General features: G+C 56.3%; 13 protein-coding genes. 6 read left to right on the top strand and 7 right to left on the bottom strand.

Features of this window, described 5'->3' with window-relative positions:
- Nucleotides 1-25: 25 nt before the first annotated feature.
- Genes ACZ46I_RS02125 through ACZ46I_RS02110 form a run of 4 tightly spaced genes read right to left on the bottom strand, consistent with a single transcriptional unit; the run spans nt 26 to nt 3,584 of the window.
- Nucleotides 26-508: a rhodanese-like domain-containing protein gene (locus ACZ46I_RS02125; RefSeq protein WP_013505019.1), complete on the bottom strand. Its 483-nt coding sequence runs from the start codon at nt 506-508 to the stop codon at nt 26-28.
- Entirely contained in the window at nt 505-1,179 is a 675-nt protein-coding gene (locus ACZ46I_RS02120) for a response regulator transcription factor (protein ID WP_013505020.1), read from the bottom strand. The genes ACZ46I_RS02125 and ACZ46I_RS02120 overlap by 4 nt, the downstream gene beginning before the upstream one ends.
- Nucleotides 1,157-2,653 (bottom strand): HAMP domain-containing sensor histidine kinase, encoded by a 1,497-nt coding sequence (locus tag ACZ46I_RS02115; protein ID WP_464281279.1) that lies wholly within the window; start codon nt 2,651-2,653, stop codon nt 1,157-1,159. The genes ACZ46I_RS02120 and ACZ46I_RS02115 overlap by 23 nt, the downstream gene beginning before the upstream one ends.
- Nucleotides 2,643-3,584, bottom strand: a complete 942-nt coding sequence (locus tag ACZ46I_RS02110; RefSeq protein WP_464281278.1) for a substrate-binding domain-containing protein — start codon at nt 3,582-3,584, stop codon at nt 2,643-2,645. Before ACZ46I_RS02110 ends, ACZ46I_RS02115 begins: the two co-directional genes overlap by 11 nt.
- Nucleotides 3,585-3,906: 322 nt before the next feature.
- On the opposite strand from ACZ46I_RS02110, the gene ACZ46I_RS02105 reads away from it, so the two are divergent.
- The 4 genes from ACZ46I_RS02105 (at nt 3,907) to ACZ46I_RS02090 (ending at nt 9,057) form a co-directional block, all read left to right on the top strand.
- Nucleotides 3,907-6,450 carry a molybdopterin-dependent oxidoreductase gene (locus ACZ46I_RS02105; RefSeq protein ID WP_464281277.1) on the top strand — a complete coding sequence of 848 codons (2,544 nt, stop codon included), beginning with the start codon at nt 3,907-3,909 and terminating at the stop codon, nt 6,448-6,450.
- Between the two features lie 19 nt (nt 6,451-6,469).
- Nucleotides 6,470-7,252 (top strand): 4Fe-4S dicluster domain-containing protein, encoded by a 783-nt coding sequence (locus ACZ46I_RS02100; protein ID WP_464281276.1) that lies wholly within the window; start codon nt 6,470-6,472, stop codon nt 7,250-7,252.
- A gap of 146 nt (nt 7,253-7,398) precedes the next feature.
- Complete coding sequence (locus ACZ46I_RS02095) at nt 7,399-8,046, top strand: TorD/DmsD family molecular chaperone (RefSeq protein ID WP_198007107.1); 648 nt, start codon at nt 7,399-7,401, stop codon at nt 8,044-8,046.
- Nucleotides 8,047-8,061: 15 nt separating this feature from the next.
- A complete protein-coding gene (locus ACZ46I_RS02090) occupies nt 8,062-9,057 on the top strand; it encodes a 4Fe-4S dicluster domain-containing protein (protein WP_464281275.1) in 996 nt (331 codons plus the stop codon).
- A gap of 70 nt (nt 9,058-9,127) precedes the next feature.
- On the opposite strand, the gene ACZ46I_RS02085 is transcribed toward ACZ46I_RS02090, so the two are convergent.
- The 3 genes from ACZ46I_RS02085 to ACZ46I_RS02075 all read right to left on the bottom strand — a co-directional run bounded on the left by ACZ46I_RS02085 (nt 9,128) and on the right by ACZ46I_RS02075 (nt 11,158).
- Nucleotides 9,128-9,553, bottom strand: a complete 426-nt coding sequence (locus ACZ46I_RS02085) for a bactofilin family protein (protein ID WP_013505027.1) — start codon at nt 9,551-9,553, stop codon at nt 9,128-9,130.
- A complete protein-coding gene (locus ACZ46I_RS02080) occupies nt 9,496-10,638 on the bottom strand; it encodes a M23 family metallopeptidase (RefSeq protein WP_013505028.1) in 1,143 nt (380 codons plus the stop codon). The genes ACZ46I_RS02085 and ACZ46I_RS02080 overlap by 58 nt, the downstream gene beginning before the upstream one ends.
- Nucleotides 10,639-10,777: 139 nt before the next feature.
- Nucleotides 10,778-11,158: a DUF4168 domain-containing protein gene (locus ACZ46I_RS02075; protein ID WP_464281274.1), complete on the bottom strand. Its 381-nt coding sequence runs from the start codon at nt 11,156-11,158 to the stop codon at nt 10,778-10,780.
- 223 nt (nt 11,159-11,381) lie between these two features.
- Here ACZ46I_RS02075 and ACZ46I_RS02070 point away from each other — a divergent pair, with 223 nt between their 5' ends.
- Both ACZ46I_RS02070 and ACZ46I_RS02065 read left to right on the top strand, forming a co-directional pair.
- Nucleotides 11,382-12,833, top strand: coding sequence for an ATP-binding protein (locus ACZ46I_RS02070; protein ID WP_464281273.1), 1,452 nt, complete (start codon nt 11,382-11,384; stop codon nt 12,831-12,833).
- Nucleotides 12,826-14,208, top strand: a complete 1,383-nt coding sequence (locus ACZ46I_RS02065; protein ID WP_464281272.1) for a sigma-54-dependent transcriptional regulator — start codon at nt 12,826-12,828, stop codon at nt 14,206-14,208. Before ACZ46I_RS02070 ends, ACZ46I_RS02065 begins: the two co-directional genes overlap by 8 nt.
- Nucleotides 14,209-14,217 lie beyond the last annotated feature (9 nt).

Below are 14,217 nucleotides of genomic sequence, written 5' to 3'. Positions count from 1 at the left end.
GTTCGCAAGTGACACAGACGCACCCTCACTCAGGCTGGGGCTCTCGGTTCAGGCGCAATACTTCATAATACTCCCTGGCGGTATCTCCTCGGAGCGTCTTCATCATGCCCAGCATCCCATCGGTCAGGTAACGCGCCTCAAAGCCGTTGAGGACCAGGTAAAGCCTGGCTATGGCTGCCCGGTCGTAAATGGGGCACATGGTGATGACAAGTTTGTCGCGGTCCAGCTCGTCGAGCCTCTGGGGGAGCTCATTGAGGGGAATATGCTTGGCGAAGGAAATGGAGTACATGGCGTGCTCCTCGTGAAACCTTATGTCAAGGAGCTGCGCACGGCCTTCCTCAAGGAGAAGGAGGCTCTCGAAGGAGTCGATCTTCATGGCTCGGCGCTCATGGTAATCAAAGGTTTCAAGATATTTCCCCAGGTTGTTGTTGTCAGGAAGCTGCTCACTGCAGGCGAAGAGCGGGAACAGGGTCAGGGCAAGCAGTGCAGAAAGAAGAGGGCGGGTCATGAGAGCTCCTTATGCTGGTGTCCGGTAATCAGCCCGTGTGCCAGGGCGTACCGTACCAGTTCTGACCGTTTTTTGGTTCCCAGAGACTCCATGATATTGGCCTTGTGGGTCTCGATGGTCTTGATGCTGATTCCAAGCTGATCAGCCACCTCCTGCTGGGTGTAACCCAGGGCGATGAGCTGGAGTACCTCTGTCTCGCGCTTACTGAGGGACGCTTTGGGCGGTGCTGCCTCAATCGTGTGGCCCGAGAGCTTCCGGCTTTTCTGGCGGGCGATATTTTCCATCAGCCCTCGCTGCAGGACAAACTCGCCCCGCTTGACGGCCCGGATGGCATTGATGAGCTCAGTGTCCGCCGCATTCTTCAGGATATAGCCGGCGGCGCCAATATGCAGCACGCGCCCTACGTACTCAGGCTCATCGTGCATGGTGAGGAAGAGAATTTTCACCAGACCGTGTTTGCGCAGGATGTCTTCGGCCAGCTCCATGCCGTTTTTGTCGGGCAGGTTGATGTCCAGAATGATGACATCGGGTTTGCTGCTCTTGAGAATTTCCATGGCTTCGGCAGCGGTAGCGGCTTCAGCGACGATCTCCATGTCATCCTGGGCGCCCAGCAGCATGGCAAGCCCGCTGCGCAGGACAATATGGTCATCAACGATCAGTATTTTTATCATCAGGTTTCTCCTCAGTGGCAAACTGCAATGGGACATTCACGTATATGGTGGTTCCGGTTTCCCGGCTCGACTCTATCTGCAGGGTACCGCCGATAATTTCGACGCGCTCCTGCATGCCGTGCAGGCCCAGGTGCTCTTTGTAGGCATCGCTGCTGAAGTGCTGCTCCACATCGAAGCCTTTTCCATCGTCTTCTATGACAAGATACAGTTGATCGGGTGTCAGGGTGAAGATGATACTGACATTGCGGGCCTGGGCGTGTTTGGAAATGTTGGTCAGGGACTCCTGAACAATGCGGTAGAGAGCAATTTCCAATTCTGCCAGCAGCCGCTTTCCGGTGTTCTGTCCATACACGACCATATCCACATCGAAAGAGCCATTGGATTGATATTCTTCACACAGGTGATTCAGGGCGGAAAAGAGCCCCATATCATCCAGTATGCTCGGGCGCAGTTGACGGGAGATACGCTTCACTTCATGAATGGTGCGGGCAATCAGCGAGCGGATATTCTCCATCTCCTCCTGCATCTCCCCCGTGATGGGTCGATCCTTCATGGATTGCAGATGCAGCATCAGCGAACTGAGCACCTGACCGGTTTCGTCATGGAGCTCACGGCTGATGCGCTTGCGCTCTGTTTCCTGGGCGGTAATTACCGTTTTCAGGAGCGTGCGCAGCACCTCTTCTTTCTTCTTCAACTCAGCCCAGAGGGTATCATTTTCCTGCTCCTTATTGTGCAGGGTAACGCCCAGCTCGTTAAACGCCTGGGCCAGAGTGCCAATCTGATCTTTCGTCTGCACCTCGACCCTCTGCCGGTAATTGCCGCGAGACATGCGCCTTGTTGCCTCCACCAGCAGGTTGATGGGCTGGTGGAGCAGGCTTGTGAGAATACTGGCAGCGAAAATACCCACAACCGACATCAGCAGGGTGGTCTGGGTTATGGTGATGACGACCTTGCGGATGGAGGCCTGGATATTGCGCTCGTGCAGGCCAACCCGGGCGGTGCCGATATTGCCGGTGCTGATGCGGCTGGAAAAATCGTGGATAATCTGGTCCTCAATGCGGACCAGGGCCTTGCCGGGTAATTCCTTGCGTCGTACGGCATCGTCATGAATACCCAGCAGATCTATGGGGAAACCGTCCCTGAAGGTGTGGGCAACGACCTGACCCTGGTTATCGAGGACAAAAGCATACTCCACGTTGGAGTTGTTCTGGAGTGTATTGCGCAGTAGCTGATGGAGGGCGAAGATGTTACTGGTCAGCAGCAGATCAGCGCTGCGGGCGGAGAGGTCGCTGGCAATGGACATACCCTGCTTTTCCAGTTCATCCTGCATCAGGTTGCTGACGATGGTGCGCATCTCGAAGGTAACTCCAACGCCGAGGAAGAGGATAAACCCCACGGTGATACACAGAACCTTGGCTTCCATGTTCAGGCGGTCGGAGAGCCAGGTGAAGATATCCCAGGTTTTAGTCAGCATGAGCGGTGAGCTCCAGTTCGCGTCTGAGCTGGCGAATGTAGTTGTAATGAGTGTCGTCCCCCATGACAAAGCGATCAATGTACAGGATATCCAGGGCGTCACGTCCGGTTGGTTCGTTGTGCATATAGAGGAATATGCGGCGGATCAGCTCAAACTCTTCATCACTCAGTCCCGGTCGCGCCACCACCGGTGGGCTGCCTACCATGGGCGAAACATGAACGACCTGTAGATTTTCTGTCAGCTCGGGATAGATGAGGGCAGTGGAATAAAACACCAGGCTGTCCATGGTGGCTCCATCGACGATGCCGTCATGGACGGCGCGCAGGGAGTTATCATGGCTGTAGGTAAAGAACGTGCTGGAAAAGTAGTTTTCCGGTGTTTCATTGATCTTCAGCAGCTCGCCCCGCAGTGCCAGGTGACCGGAAAAGGAGATAGGATCGGTAAAGGCAAAGCGCTTGCCCTTGAGCTGTTCCAGGGAGTGAATTTCGCTGTCCTTGCGGGTGATGACATAGGCCTGATAGGACGCATGGCCGTTTACCTGGGGGGCCGCCACCAGGCGGGCGCCAAGCTCAGAGGCCTTGACATAGGCCAGGGTGCAGATAAAGCCGATATCGACTTTTCCCGCTTCAATCAGATCATTGACTTCCTGGTAGGTGCGTCGCTGCACCAGTTTGATTTTACGGCCGAGTTTCTCTTCCAGGTGATCCAGCAAGGGGCCGTAGCCCCGCAGCGTTTCCAGGGGAGAGATCATGGAGGACACTGCCACGCGGAAGACTTCCGGCTGGGTGGTTATGGAATCGGAATCTATGACCCTGCTGCTGTCGATCGCGATGATTTCCGTGTCGTTGAAATCAAGGCTGTTGTAGAGGGTGAGGCTGATCAAGAGCAGCAGGGAAACAGACCACAGCAGAATAATGACTTTATTGTTCATGGTGTACACCTGATTTTTTTTCGTTATGGGTGCAAAGGTGGCAAATAGAATCTCAGTGGGAAATATAAAGGCTATTGGCGGGGGCGTCCAGTAGAACAAGGATTTTTCTTTGTGTGCCTATGTGGCTGTGAGGGAATGGTTTATTGGGTTTCTCGGGGTTTTCCCCTGAGCAAAAAGCTGGTTTTCACCGATGGTTTTTCACTGCTCACTCTCCTATCGTATGCATCACAGGTATCCCATCTGCTTGGTGTCCTTGTGAAGAAAAGTTCTTCTCGCCAATGGATGAGTATCCCATTACCCCATCTATCTTAAGGAGGTAGAAATGCGGATTAAAAGACGTGAGTTTCTGAAGGCAGGTGCGGCAGCCGGTGCTGTTGCCATGACCTCTCCCACTCTCAACGCCTTCGCCCAGACACGAAGTGGTGCAGGCAGCATGAGTGAGGCTGCTGGTGAGTGGATTCCCAACACCTGCCAGGGCTGCACTACCTGGTGCCCCATTGAAATCTTTGTGCAGAATGGACGTGCCGTCAAGGTGCGCGGCAACCAGCTCAGCAAGGCCAATGACGGTTACTGCTGTGTGCGCGGTCACATGATTCTGCAGCAGATCTACGACCCCGATCGTATCAAGACTCCCATGAAGCGTACCAACCCCAAGAAAGGTCGCACCGAAGATCCCAAATTTGTGCCCATCTCCTGGGATGAGGCCATGGACACCATCGCTGACAAGGTTCTGGAGCTGCGCAGGGACAACGAAACCCATAAATTTCTGTTAATGCGCGGACGCTACTCCGAGCATAACACCATTTTTTATGGCCACCTGCCCCGCATGATCGGTTCACCCAACAACATCTCCCACAGCTCCATCTGTGCGGAAGTCGAAAAGATGGGCTCCTATGCCACAGAGGGTTTCTGGGGCTACCGTGACTACGACCTGGATAACATGAAGTACCTCATCAGCTGGGCCTGTGACCCCCTCTCTTCCAACCGTCAGCCACCCAATGCGATTCGTCGTATGAACAAGGTGTTGACCAACGGCAAGGTGGCGGTTATCGATCCCCGCATGAACAACACCGCTGCCAAGGCCCACGAGTGGATGCCCATCAAGCCCGGAACCGATGGTGCCGTAGCCGTGGCCATGGCCCACTACATTCTGGTCAATGGCATGTGGAACAAGGAGTTCTGTGGTGACTTCAAGGACGGCAGCAACAAGTTCCGCAAGGGCCGCACCGTTAATGAGGCTGACTTCGACGAGAAGCACACCAATGGCCTGGTGAAGTGGTGGAACCTTGAACTCAAGGACAAGGATCCTGCCTGGGCTGCCAAAGAAGCCGGCGTTGACCGCCGTCAGATTGAGCGCATTGCCAAGGATTTTGCCGCTGCCGCACCCCAGTGCGCCATCTGGTACGGTCCCTATATGCACCCACGCGGTTCCTACACTGTTATGGCCATCCACGCCCTCAATGGCCTCGTCGGTGCCACCGACAGTGAAGGTGGCCTGGTAACAGGAGCAAGTGGCCCTGCAACAAATTATCCTGGCTTTGCCAACTATCAGGATGATGTGGCCAAAGGCAACGCAGGCAAAACCAAAATTGACCAGCGTGGTTATCTGGAGATGCCGGCCATGGCCCGCGCCAATCCCGGCACTGGTGTTGTTTTGAACAATGTCGCCAACGCCATCCTGGACAAAGATCCCTACGACATCAAGCTGATCCTGGCCTATTTTATCAATGTCAACTTCTCCGGCACTGAGGGTGCTCGCTGGGACAAAGCGTTGGCACAGGTTCCATTTATGGTTCACTGCGTGCCCATGTTCTCGGAAATGACCTACTTTGCCGACATCGTCCTGCCTTCAGCCCTGCACCATTCTGAAGACTGGGCAGCGGTGCGCAGCAAGGCCAACCTCCATGGGCACACCTCCATCCAGCAGCCCGTCATTGATCGCATGTTCGACGTGAAGGGCATTGAAACGGAAGTGACCTGGCTGCTGGCCGAGAAGCTGAAGGCCAAGGGTTTCTCTAACATGTACGACTGGCTGCACAACGAGTACAAGGACCCGGAAACCGGCAAGAAGCCGACCAACAGTCTTGAGTTTGCCATCTATGCCACCAAGATCCGCACCCAAGCGTGCTGGGATCCAGCCCTCAATAAGGATTACAAAGGCGACAAGCTCAATGGCTGGAACGACTTCAGGAAAAAAGGCGTTGTCAACTCACCCAGGTTCACCTTCCGTCAGAAGTGGGAAAAAGGCTTCCCCACCGAGACCAAGAAGTTCGAGTTCTACAGCGAAACCCTCAAGAAGGGCTTCGAGACCCACGCTGCCAAGTACAATGTCTCCGTTGACCGCGTACTTGAGCTGACCAATTATGCGGCTCGCGGTGAGCTGGCCTTTGTGCCCCACTATGAGTCCCCCGATGATGTGCGTCACGGCAGCCGTCGCGAGTATCCCTTCGACCTCATCGACATGAAGTCGCGCCTCAACCGCGAGGGTCGCAGTGCCAACAACAGCTGGTACTACGCCTTCAAGAAGTGCGATCCGGGCGATGTGAACCAGGAAGACGTGGTACAGCTCAACCCAGATGACGCCAGAAAGCTGGGTATCAGCGATGGCGACATGGTACGCGTCACGTCCACCATCGGCAGCCTGACTGTCAAGGCCCGCCTGTGGGAGGGTGTGCGTCCCGGAGTTGCCGCCAAGTGTTATGGTCAGGGCCACCACGCTTTCGGTCGCTTCGCTTCCAAGGACTTCGCCAAGGCTGAACCCCGTGGCGCCAACTTCAATGAAATCATGCCCGATGACTACGATCGTATCACCGGTTCCACCGCGCGTAATGGTGGTTTTACCGGCGTCAAGATCGAAAAGGTCTGAGGGGAAGGAGGACTGAGTAATGGCTAAATACGGAATGGTTATAGATCTGCTGAAGTGCGCTGGCTGCGGTGCCTGTGGCCTGGCCTGCAAGACGCAGAATAATACAGATGATCCGAAAGATGGGCAGACCTTCAACTGGGCGGACTACTGCGAGAGCATTGAAGGGAAATACCCCAATGCCAGGTACACCATGTACCCCACCCTGTGCAACCACTGCACCGATGCTCCCTGCGTTACGGCCTGTCCCGTTAACCCCAAGGCCATGTACAAAAAGGACAATGGCATCACCATGCACAATGAAGCCCGCTGCATCGGCTGCGGCATGTGCCAGTCTGCCTGCCCTTATACCGTTGCCAGCCTGGATGCCGATAAGGCGGCCAAGTACAATGTTATCCACATGAACCGTGGTGAGGTACAGGCGAAATACAAGGACAAGACCGAGCTGTTCAAGGGCTCCACGTCCGGCGCGGAAATCGCGGCCAAATCCGGCGGAACGCCTCCCTACCGCACGGATTTCAGCCACCCCGACTACAATCCTGTGCGCGCCACCAACAAGGTGGAAAAGTGTATCTTCTGTGAGCACCTGGTGGCCAGTGGCCAGCAACCCTACTGTGCCCAGGCCTGCCCATCGGAAGCCCGCACCTTCGGCGATCTGGACAACCCCAACAGCGAAGCCAGCAAGCTGCTCAAGCAGTATGCCAGCACCGCCGTCTGTCTGAAGGACAACAAGGGAGCTACCCAGAAGCCCGGTGAAGGCATCAAGCCGAATGTGATCTACATCCGCAAGTATGCTGCGCGCTGACCTGATTGATCATTGAACTTTGCGGGTGGGTGGGTATAATCCCCCCACCCGCTTTTCTTTCCCTTTCAGCAGGGGATTTTTGTGGATGAGCGCAGAGCTTGAGTCCGGTGCTGAGAAGGAAACTCTTTTATATGGGGGATAGTCACGTGGAAATTTTCGAATATGCCCAGTACGAAGCACAGCGGGCCAATGGCTTCAAGCTGCTGGCGGCACTGTTCTATGAGCCGGAAAAGGAGCTGTTTACTTCCGAGAAAATTTTTGCGCAGCTCACCGAAATAGTGAAAAAGGTCTGCCCCGATGAGCTGAAGTTCTTTACGGCTCTTGAGCCTGCTTTGCAGAAATACCATGATCAGGAGCTCCTGGTGGAATATGCACAGCTGTTTGTGGGGCCGGCGGAACTGATTGCGCCACCCTACGGGTCGGTGTATCTGGACGAGGAGCGGCAGCTGATGGGGGACTCCACCCTGGAAGTCATCAAGATTTACCGCGAGAATGGTCTGTCCATTGACGGGAGCTTTAAAGACGCTCCCGACCATATTGTGGCCGAGCTGGAATTCATGTACTATCTGCTCTTCCAGGAGGCACAGTATCTGCAGATCAACGACCTGCAGAAGGCTCAGAACATCTCGCTGACGCAGCAGATGTTTCTGGATAACTTTCTGCTTCCCTGGTTGAAACCTTTTTGTGAGAATATTCTGAATGGTACCGATAATGAATTCTACTGCGCACTGGCAAAAGCACTGCGCGCCTACGCAGAGTCAACACACTGGACGAAGCAGAGTCCATTTGAATAAAAGCCTGGTGGGGCTATGATAGACCCCAATGCTTTGCTGGAGACGGTCAATCGCCTGGGCTCATCACTGCGGCTGGAGACATCGCGGTGTCTGCGCATGCGGTTTTTCAAGAATGCCTGCCGCCAGTGCGTCGATATCTGCCCGGCAGAGGGCGCGATAGAGGTGGAACCGGCCCTGGTGCTGCGCCACGATGTCTGCACGGAGTGTATGCTGTGCGTTTCCACCTGCGTGAACGAGGCGATAGAGGTGAAATATACGGATTTTTCCCTGATGGTAAAGCAGCTCAGGGAGGTTGAGCAGCCCGTGCTCGGCTGTACGATTCGTGCCGGTGAGGTCAAGTGCCATGCCAGCGTTCCCTGCGTGGGGTTTCTTTCCACCGAACATCTGATTGCTCTGGGGCATTTTGTGAAAAAGCCGGTTCAGCTGAACCTCACCCGCTGTGCGGATTGTCGCAATGCCCCTGCACTTGAGGTTCTGCGCCAGCGGATCAAGGAAATTGGTCCGGCAGCCGGGGCACTGCGACTGATCGATGACCCCGGGCAGCTGCGCTTTCAGGAGAAGGCTGTGGGGCGACGCGGACTCTTCACCCTCTTTCGGGAGAAGGCTACGGAGGAGACGGCGCGGATGTTCCATCAGCTCCATGGCGAGAGCTCACAGAGTCTCTCCTACAGCGATAAGCGCCTGCCTTTCAAGCGGCACCTGCTGAATCAGGTGGAAAAGCAGCAGCGCGCAGGGGAAGTCGATCCGGTGGTGGCGCGTGCCTATTACGGTGCCCGTGTCACGGAGAACTGCAACGTGTGTTCGGCGTGCAGTGCCATTTGCCCCACAGGCGCTCTGATTATGGAGGACGATAACGAAAGCGGTCTGCGGCGGCTTTCATTTGCGTCAACGCTGTGTACGGGCTGTGGCGTATGCGCAGAGTTCTGCCCGAAGCTTGCCATCGGTATTTTTGGCTTACGTGAAGGGTCCGTGGAGCTTGAAGTGGTTGTGCTGGCGGAAGAACATCCCTGAGAACCGTCCCATGTCAACGTGAAAAAGCCCGGAGCATCTTTGTGCTCCGGGCTTTTGAGTGTACGGTTTTTCAGGCAGACGCCGCGTCTTTGGTGCTGCCGGATCCGGTTCGATCCTCAATGATGATATCCTCTTTGAGGAGGGTGCAGTTGCCCTCAAACCAGCCATTCTCCTCAATGATGAGGATGCGGTAGGCCATCTCGCCTTCAAAATAGCCGCCGCTTTTAATGACGACCTGGTTGGCGCGAACGACCCCCTGAACTTTACCGGAAATGACCATTTTATCAGCATTGAATGTTCCGTCGACATTGCCGCCAGTGATGACGCTGATGGTCTTCTTGGCGTAGATGTCGCCCTTGAACTTTCCATCAATAAACACATCAGTCTCGGAGCGTATCTCCCCGACAACGGTATCGCAGTTACCGATGACGGTAGGTGTCAGTTCACTTTTGCTGTTGTTTCCTGATGACTCTTTTTCAGCTGAGAATATCGCCATTTGACCTCCGGGTATGAGAAAAATGTATGCAGATTCAGAATGGAGCTGTAGAGGAAGCCCCTGGGATCTACGTGTCTGCCACGGTAGTGGATTTCATAGTGCAGGTGGGAGGCGGTTGACCTTCCCGTGTTGCCCATGTAGCCGATAAGCTGGCCTCCTAGTACCTGATCGCCTCTTTCTAGCACATATTCTGACAAATGGATATAGCGGGTGGTAAAACCGTGCTGGTGACGGATTTCAATATAGTTCCCCGCCAGATTGTCGTATCCGGCACGGGAGACCACGCCGGGAGCAGGCGCGAAGACCGGAGTTCCCTCGACATTGGCGATGTCATAGCCCGCGTGGAATGAAGGTCGCCCGGTGATGGGGTGGATGCGTGGGCCATAGCGGCTGCTTATGCGCCCTTCCGTGGGGAAGGAGACGGGAAGCTCCTTGATGAGATTGTTGCGCAGGACGATTTCATTTTCAATACTGTCGATTTTTGCGTAGACATCATCAACCGTCAGGCGGGAGGCCTCCTTGACCGAAGAGCTGTGGGACATCCCCAGCTTGCTTTCGATATCCATGACGCGACTGGCCACCCGCTGCAGCTGTGAGCGGGCAAAGGTCAGCTCGCGCTCAATGGCGCGATTGGCGCTGGGGTCGTCAACGCGGCGCAGGGCGCCCTGCAGAATGAAATTCTCATTGAGCAGAACGTACTGGGAGAGCTCTTCCTTGTAGCGGTTGAGCAGGGAGTAGTTCTCCTGCAGCTCAAGCTGCGCCAGTTCCAGGGCGCTCTCCTTGCGGGCGCTTTCGTCGATGAGGTCGTCGATGCTTTTATTGAGGAATCCGATCTTGTCATGAAGGGTGAGGATGCGCTGATGGCTGAGCTTTGTTTCAAAAATAAAATACAGTGCCACGCCCGTTATGATGACCAGGTAGGCAAATACCAGTACCACCAGGCGCGAGAGCTTGCGATGGGTAACCATTCCTCCCGAACCTGAAGCGGTGGAGAGGTAGATGTACTGCTCGTCATTGATCTTGCGCTGGCGTTTATGCTGAATCTGTTTGCGGTGGCGTTCTATGCTGTGACGTGCTTCGCTCATAATGAGTATCTATACCACAGGATGAGTGCACTTGAAAAGTACTGCGCATCGCGTGGGCGATATTTTAAGAAATAGTCGCGAAAGAGCACAAAAAGAAAGGCCCGGCACCGCAGGGAAAGTGCCATGCCGGGCGCTGTGGTCAGCGTTGCAGCTGTCCGACTTTTTCCAGAATGCGATCGCGCAGCTCTTCGTTCATCTGTGCCATCAGCATGATTTCATTATAGGCGTCCACCTCCATGCCACTGTCAACCACAACCTGGGTCATCTCTTCATTGGCCTGCTGCTGAAGGCGCTGTGCCTCTTCAGGGTCCTGGACGTTGCCGAGTTTCGCCTGGTACTCCTGCTGGATTGCCGAAATCTCCACATAGGCTTCAGAGACCTGCCGGATTTCCTGGCTGCTGACGTCACGCATTTCCACCTGCTGGTGTGGAGCCTGCTGGGCTGAGGCGATCGAGGTGACGGAAAAGACCAGGGCAAAGGCAAAGGCGATCGCTGCGGGGAGTTGAAGGTGTGATTTCATGAGAATCCTCCTGTAGGTTTTGGATATCCCCCATGGGGTATTCCGCTGCCCAGGGACAGAGCACATGGTATGCCAGTTTGCGGATGGACAGGCTATGTTGTTTTGCTGCAGTATTTCACCTTGCCTGCTGCAGGTGGATGGCTTGGAATATCGGGGAAATAAGTGTATATATATGGCACATGAGACATAATGGCGCGGACGCGCCGTGGAAATGGAGCTGGCTATGGGCAGTCTGCGACTTGGGCTGATTCTCTATATTGTCATCCCCCTGGGCGTGCTGATGGGAGTGGGGGGGTACCTGACCTTCAGCGCCCTGGAGCGCCATGTGGAAGAGCGAATGCAGAAGGACCTTGAGCTGGTTGCCCGTGCCATTCGCCTGCCCATCAGCCACGCGCTGGAGCGCGATCGCAGTGGCAGTGTGCTGCGGGCGCTGGAGTCGGCATTTCGCATTGGCAGGGTGTACAGTGCCTATGTGTATGACGCCGATGGCGAGAGAATCGCCGTGGCTGGGGCGATAGACCCGGCGCCCCGTCAACGGGTGCTTTCACGGCTTGCCGCCGGCGGTGAACGCCATGGCGAGTATGGGGAGGTTGCCGGGCAGGATGTGTATTCGTATTTCGTCCCCCTTACCGACTCGGGAGGACGCATTAATGGTCTGTTGCAGCTGACTCGCCAGCAGAGCGAGTTTCAGGAGTATATTGCCAGAATGCGTCTGTGGTTTATCGGTGCCCTTGGATTCAGTATTCTCGTCACGGCAGTTCTGGTGCTCTACGGGCACCACCGGGCGCTGGGAATCTCTTTCCGTCGGCTGGTCAGCAGCATGCACCGCGTGAAGCAGGGAGATATCCGCCATCGCTCAATTGTCGAAGGCCCTCGGGAGATCATGGCCCTGGCGGGAAGTTTTAATTCCATGCTGGATGGCATAGAAGAGGCGCAGCGGGAGATTGAATCCCGGCGTCAAGAGGAACAGCGCCTGCAGCAGCGTCTGCGGCAGACAGAGAAACTGGCGGCGATCGGACAGCTGGCGGCGGGAGTTGCCCATGAGCTGGGAACTCCCCTCAGCGTGATTGACGGCAAGGCTCAGCGCGCACTGCGCCGCCAGGATATGTGTGAACATGGCCGGGAGGCCCTGCAGCAGGTTCGCCATGAGGTGCAGCGCATGGAGCACATTGTCCGCCAGTTGCTGGACTTCAGCACGAACAGCATGCACTGCCGGAACACCTCTGCGGCCCGGCTGGCTCAGAGCGCTGCCAGTGCCCTGGCAGACCGGCAGAAGCGCAGCGCCGTGAGGCTGCAGCTTCGCGGGGAGAGCACCGCTCCGCTTTTCCGGGCTGATCCCATTCGCCTGGAGCAGGTTCTGGTGAATCTGCTGGAAAACGCCATGGAGGCCGCTCCCGGCGGGGAAGTTCACCTTGCATGGGAGGTGTGTTCCCATCGACTCTGCTTCACCGTGGAAGACAGCGGCCCTGGTGTTCCTGAGTCCATCAGCCATCGCATTTTTGAGCCCTTCTTTACCACCCGGCCTGTGGGGCAGGGAACCGGTCTGGGTCTGGCCGTCGTCCATGGAATCATAGAGGAGCACGGTGGGACCATTGAAGTGGGACGGAGTGCCCTTGGCGGAGCACTTTTTCAGGTGGTGCTGCCGATAGGGCAGGGGGGAGCCGCCCATGGGTGATTTTGATCCCGGCCAATACCGTATTCTGCTGGTGGAGGATGACGAGAGCCTCTCTCAGCTGCTGCTGGATGAAATATCCGACGCAGGCTACCAGGTGTTCCGCGAAATGACCGCGGAGCAGGGGTTGCGCATGGTGCGGGCTCAGGCGGTGGATCTGGTGATCAGCGACCTGCGTCTGCCGGGTATGACTGGGCTGGAGTTTCTTGAGGCGCTTCAGAGGCAGGACACCCCACCAGCCTGTATTGTGATCACGGGGTTCGGGACCATCAGCCAGGCCGTGCAGGCTCTCAAAGCCGGAGCCGATGATTTCCTGACCAAACCACTGCACCTGGAGCACCTGATGCTCAGTGTCCGGCGGGTTCTGGGAAATCGCCTGCTGCGTCAGGAGCTGGCCACACTGCGCCTGGCTCCGACGCAGGAGAGCTTTCATGGCATGGTTGGCCACAGCGATCCCATGACCCACCTCTATGCCCAGATTCGCCAGGTAGCCAGGGCATATGGACCGGTGCTGATAACCGGTGAAAGCGGCGTAGGCAAAGAGCTGGTGGCGCGCGCCATTCACCGGGAAAGTGAGCGCCGCCAGGAGGCCTTTGTGGCCATTAACTGTGCGGGAATACCGGAAAATCTCATGGAAAGTGAGTTTTTTGGTCATGTTGCCGGTTCTTTTACCGGAGCGCGCTCCGAGCGCCGCGGACTGATCTCAGATGCCCATGGCGGAACCCTGCTGCTGGATGAAATCGGCGAGATGCCCTTGCCTTTGCAGGCCAAGCTGCTGCGGGTCATTCAGGAAGGAGTGCTGCGGCCGGTGGGGGGGAACCGGGAGGAGAAAGTCGATGTGCGGGTGCTGGCGGCTACCAACCGTGACCTTGAAGAGGAGATGCGTCAGGGTCGCTTTCGTGAAGACCTCTTCTACCGCCTGGAGACCTTCGCACTGCACGTTCCGCCCCTGCGGGACCGGGGTGATGACCTGGAGCTCCTGGCGGCCGGATTCCTGGAACAGATGGAGCAGCGCCTGGGGCGTCGCTTCCAGGGATTCAGCGAAGAGGCGCTCAGCAAACTGCGGCAGTATCCTTTTCCGGGAAATGTGCGCGAGCTGCAAAATGCCATGGAGCGAGCAGCCACTTTCTGTCGCGGAAGCCGGATTCAGCCGCAGCATCTGCCCGCCCGTATTCGGCAGTACCGCAGCGGCAGCGATCCCTCTGCCCCTTTTCCCATTGCCCTGACGGGCGAGGACGGTTTCCTGAGTCTGGAAGAACTGCAGCGTCGCTACATACAGTATGTGGTGGAGCAGTTGGGGGGCAATAAGCGGCGGGCCGCCAGCGTGCTGGGCATCGGACGGCGAACCCTCTATCGCAAACTGGGTGTGGAGGAGTAGCAGGAGCGG

The sequence above is a fragment of the Desulfurispirillum alkaliphilum genome, assembly GCF_055378285.1.
The sequence above is the reverse complement of the archived record's forward strand: the minus strand, read 5'-3'. Positions and strand labels throughout refer to the sequence as shown.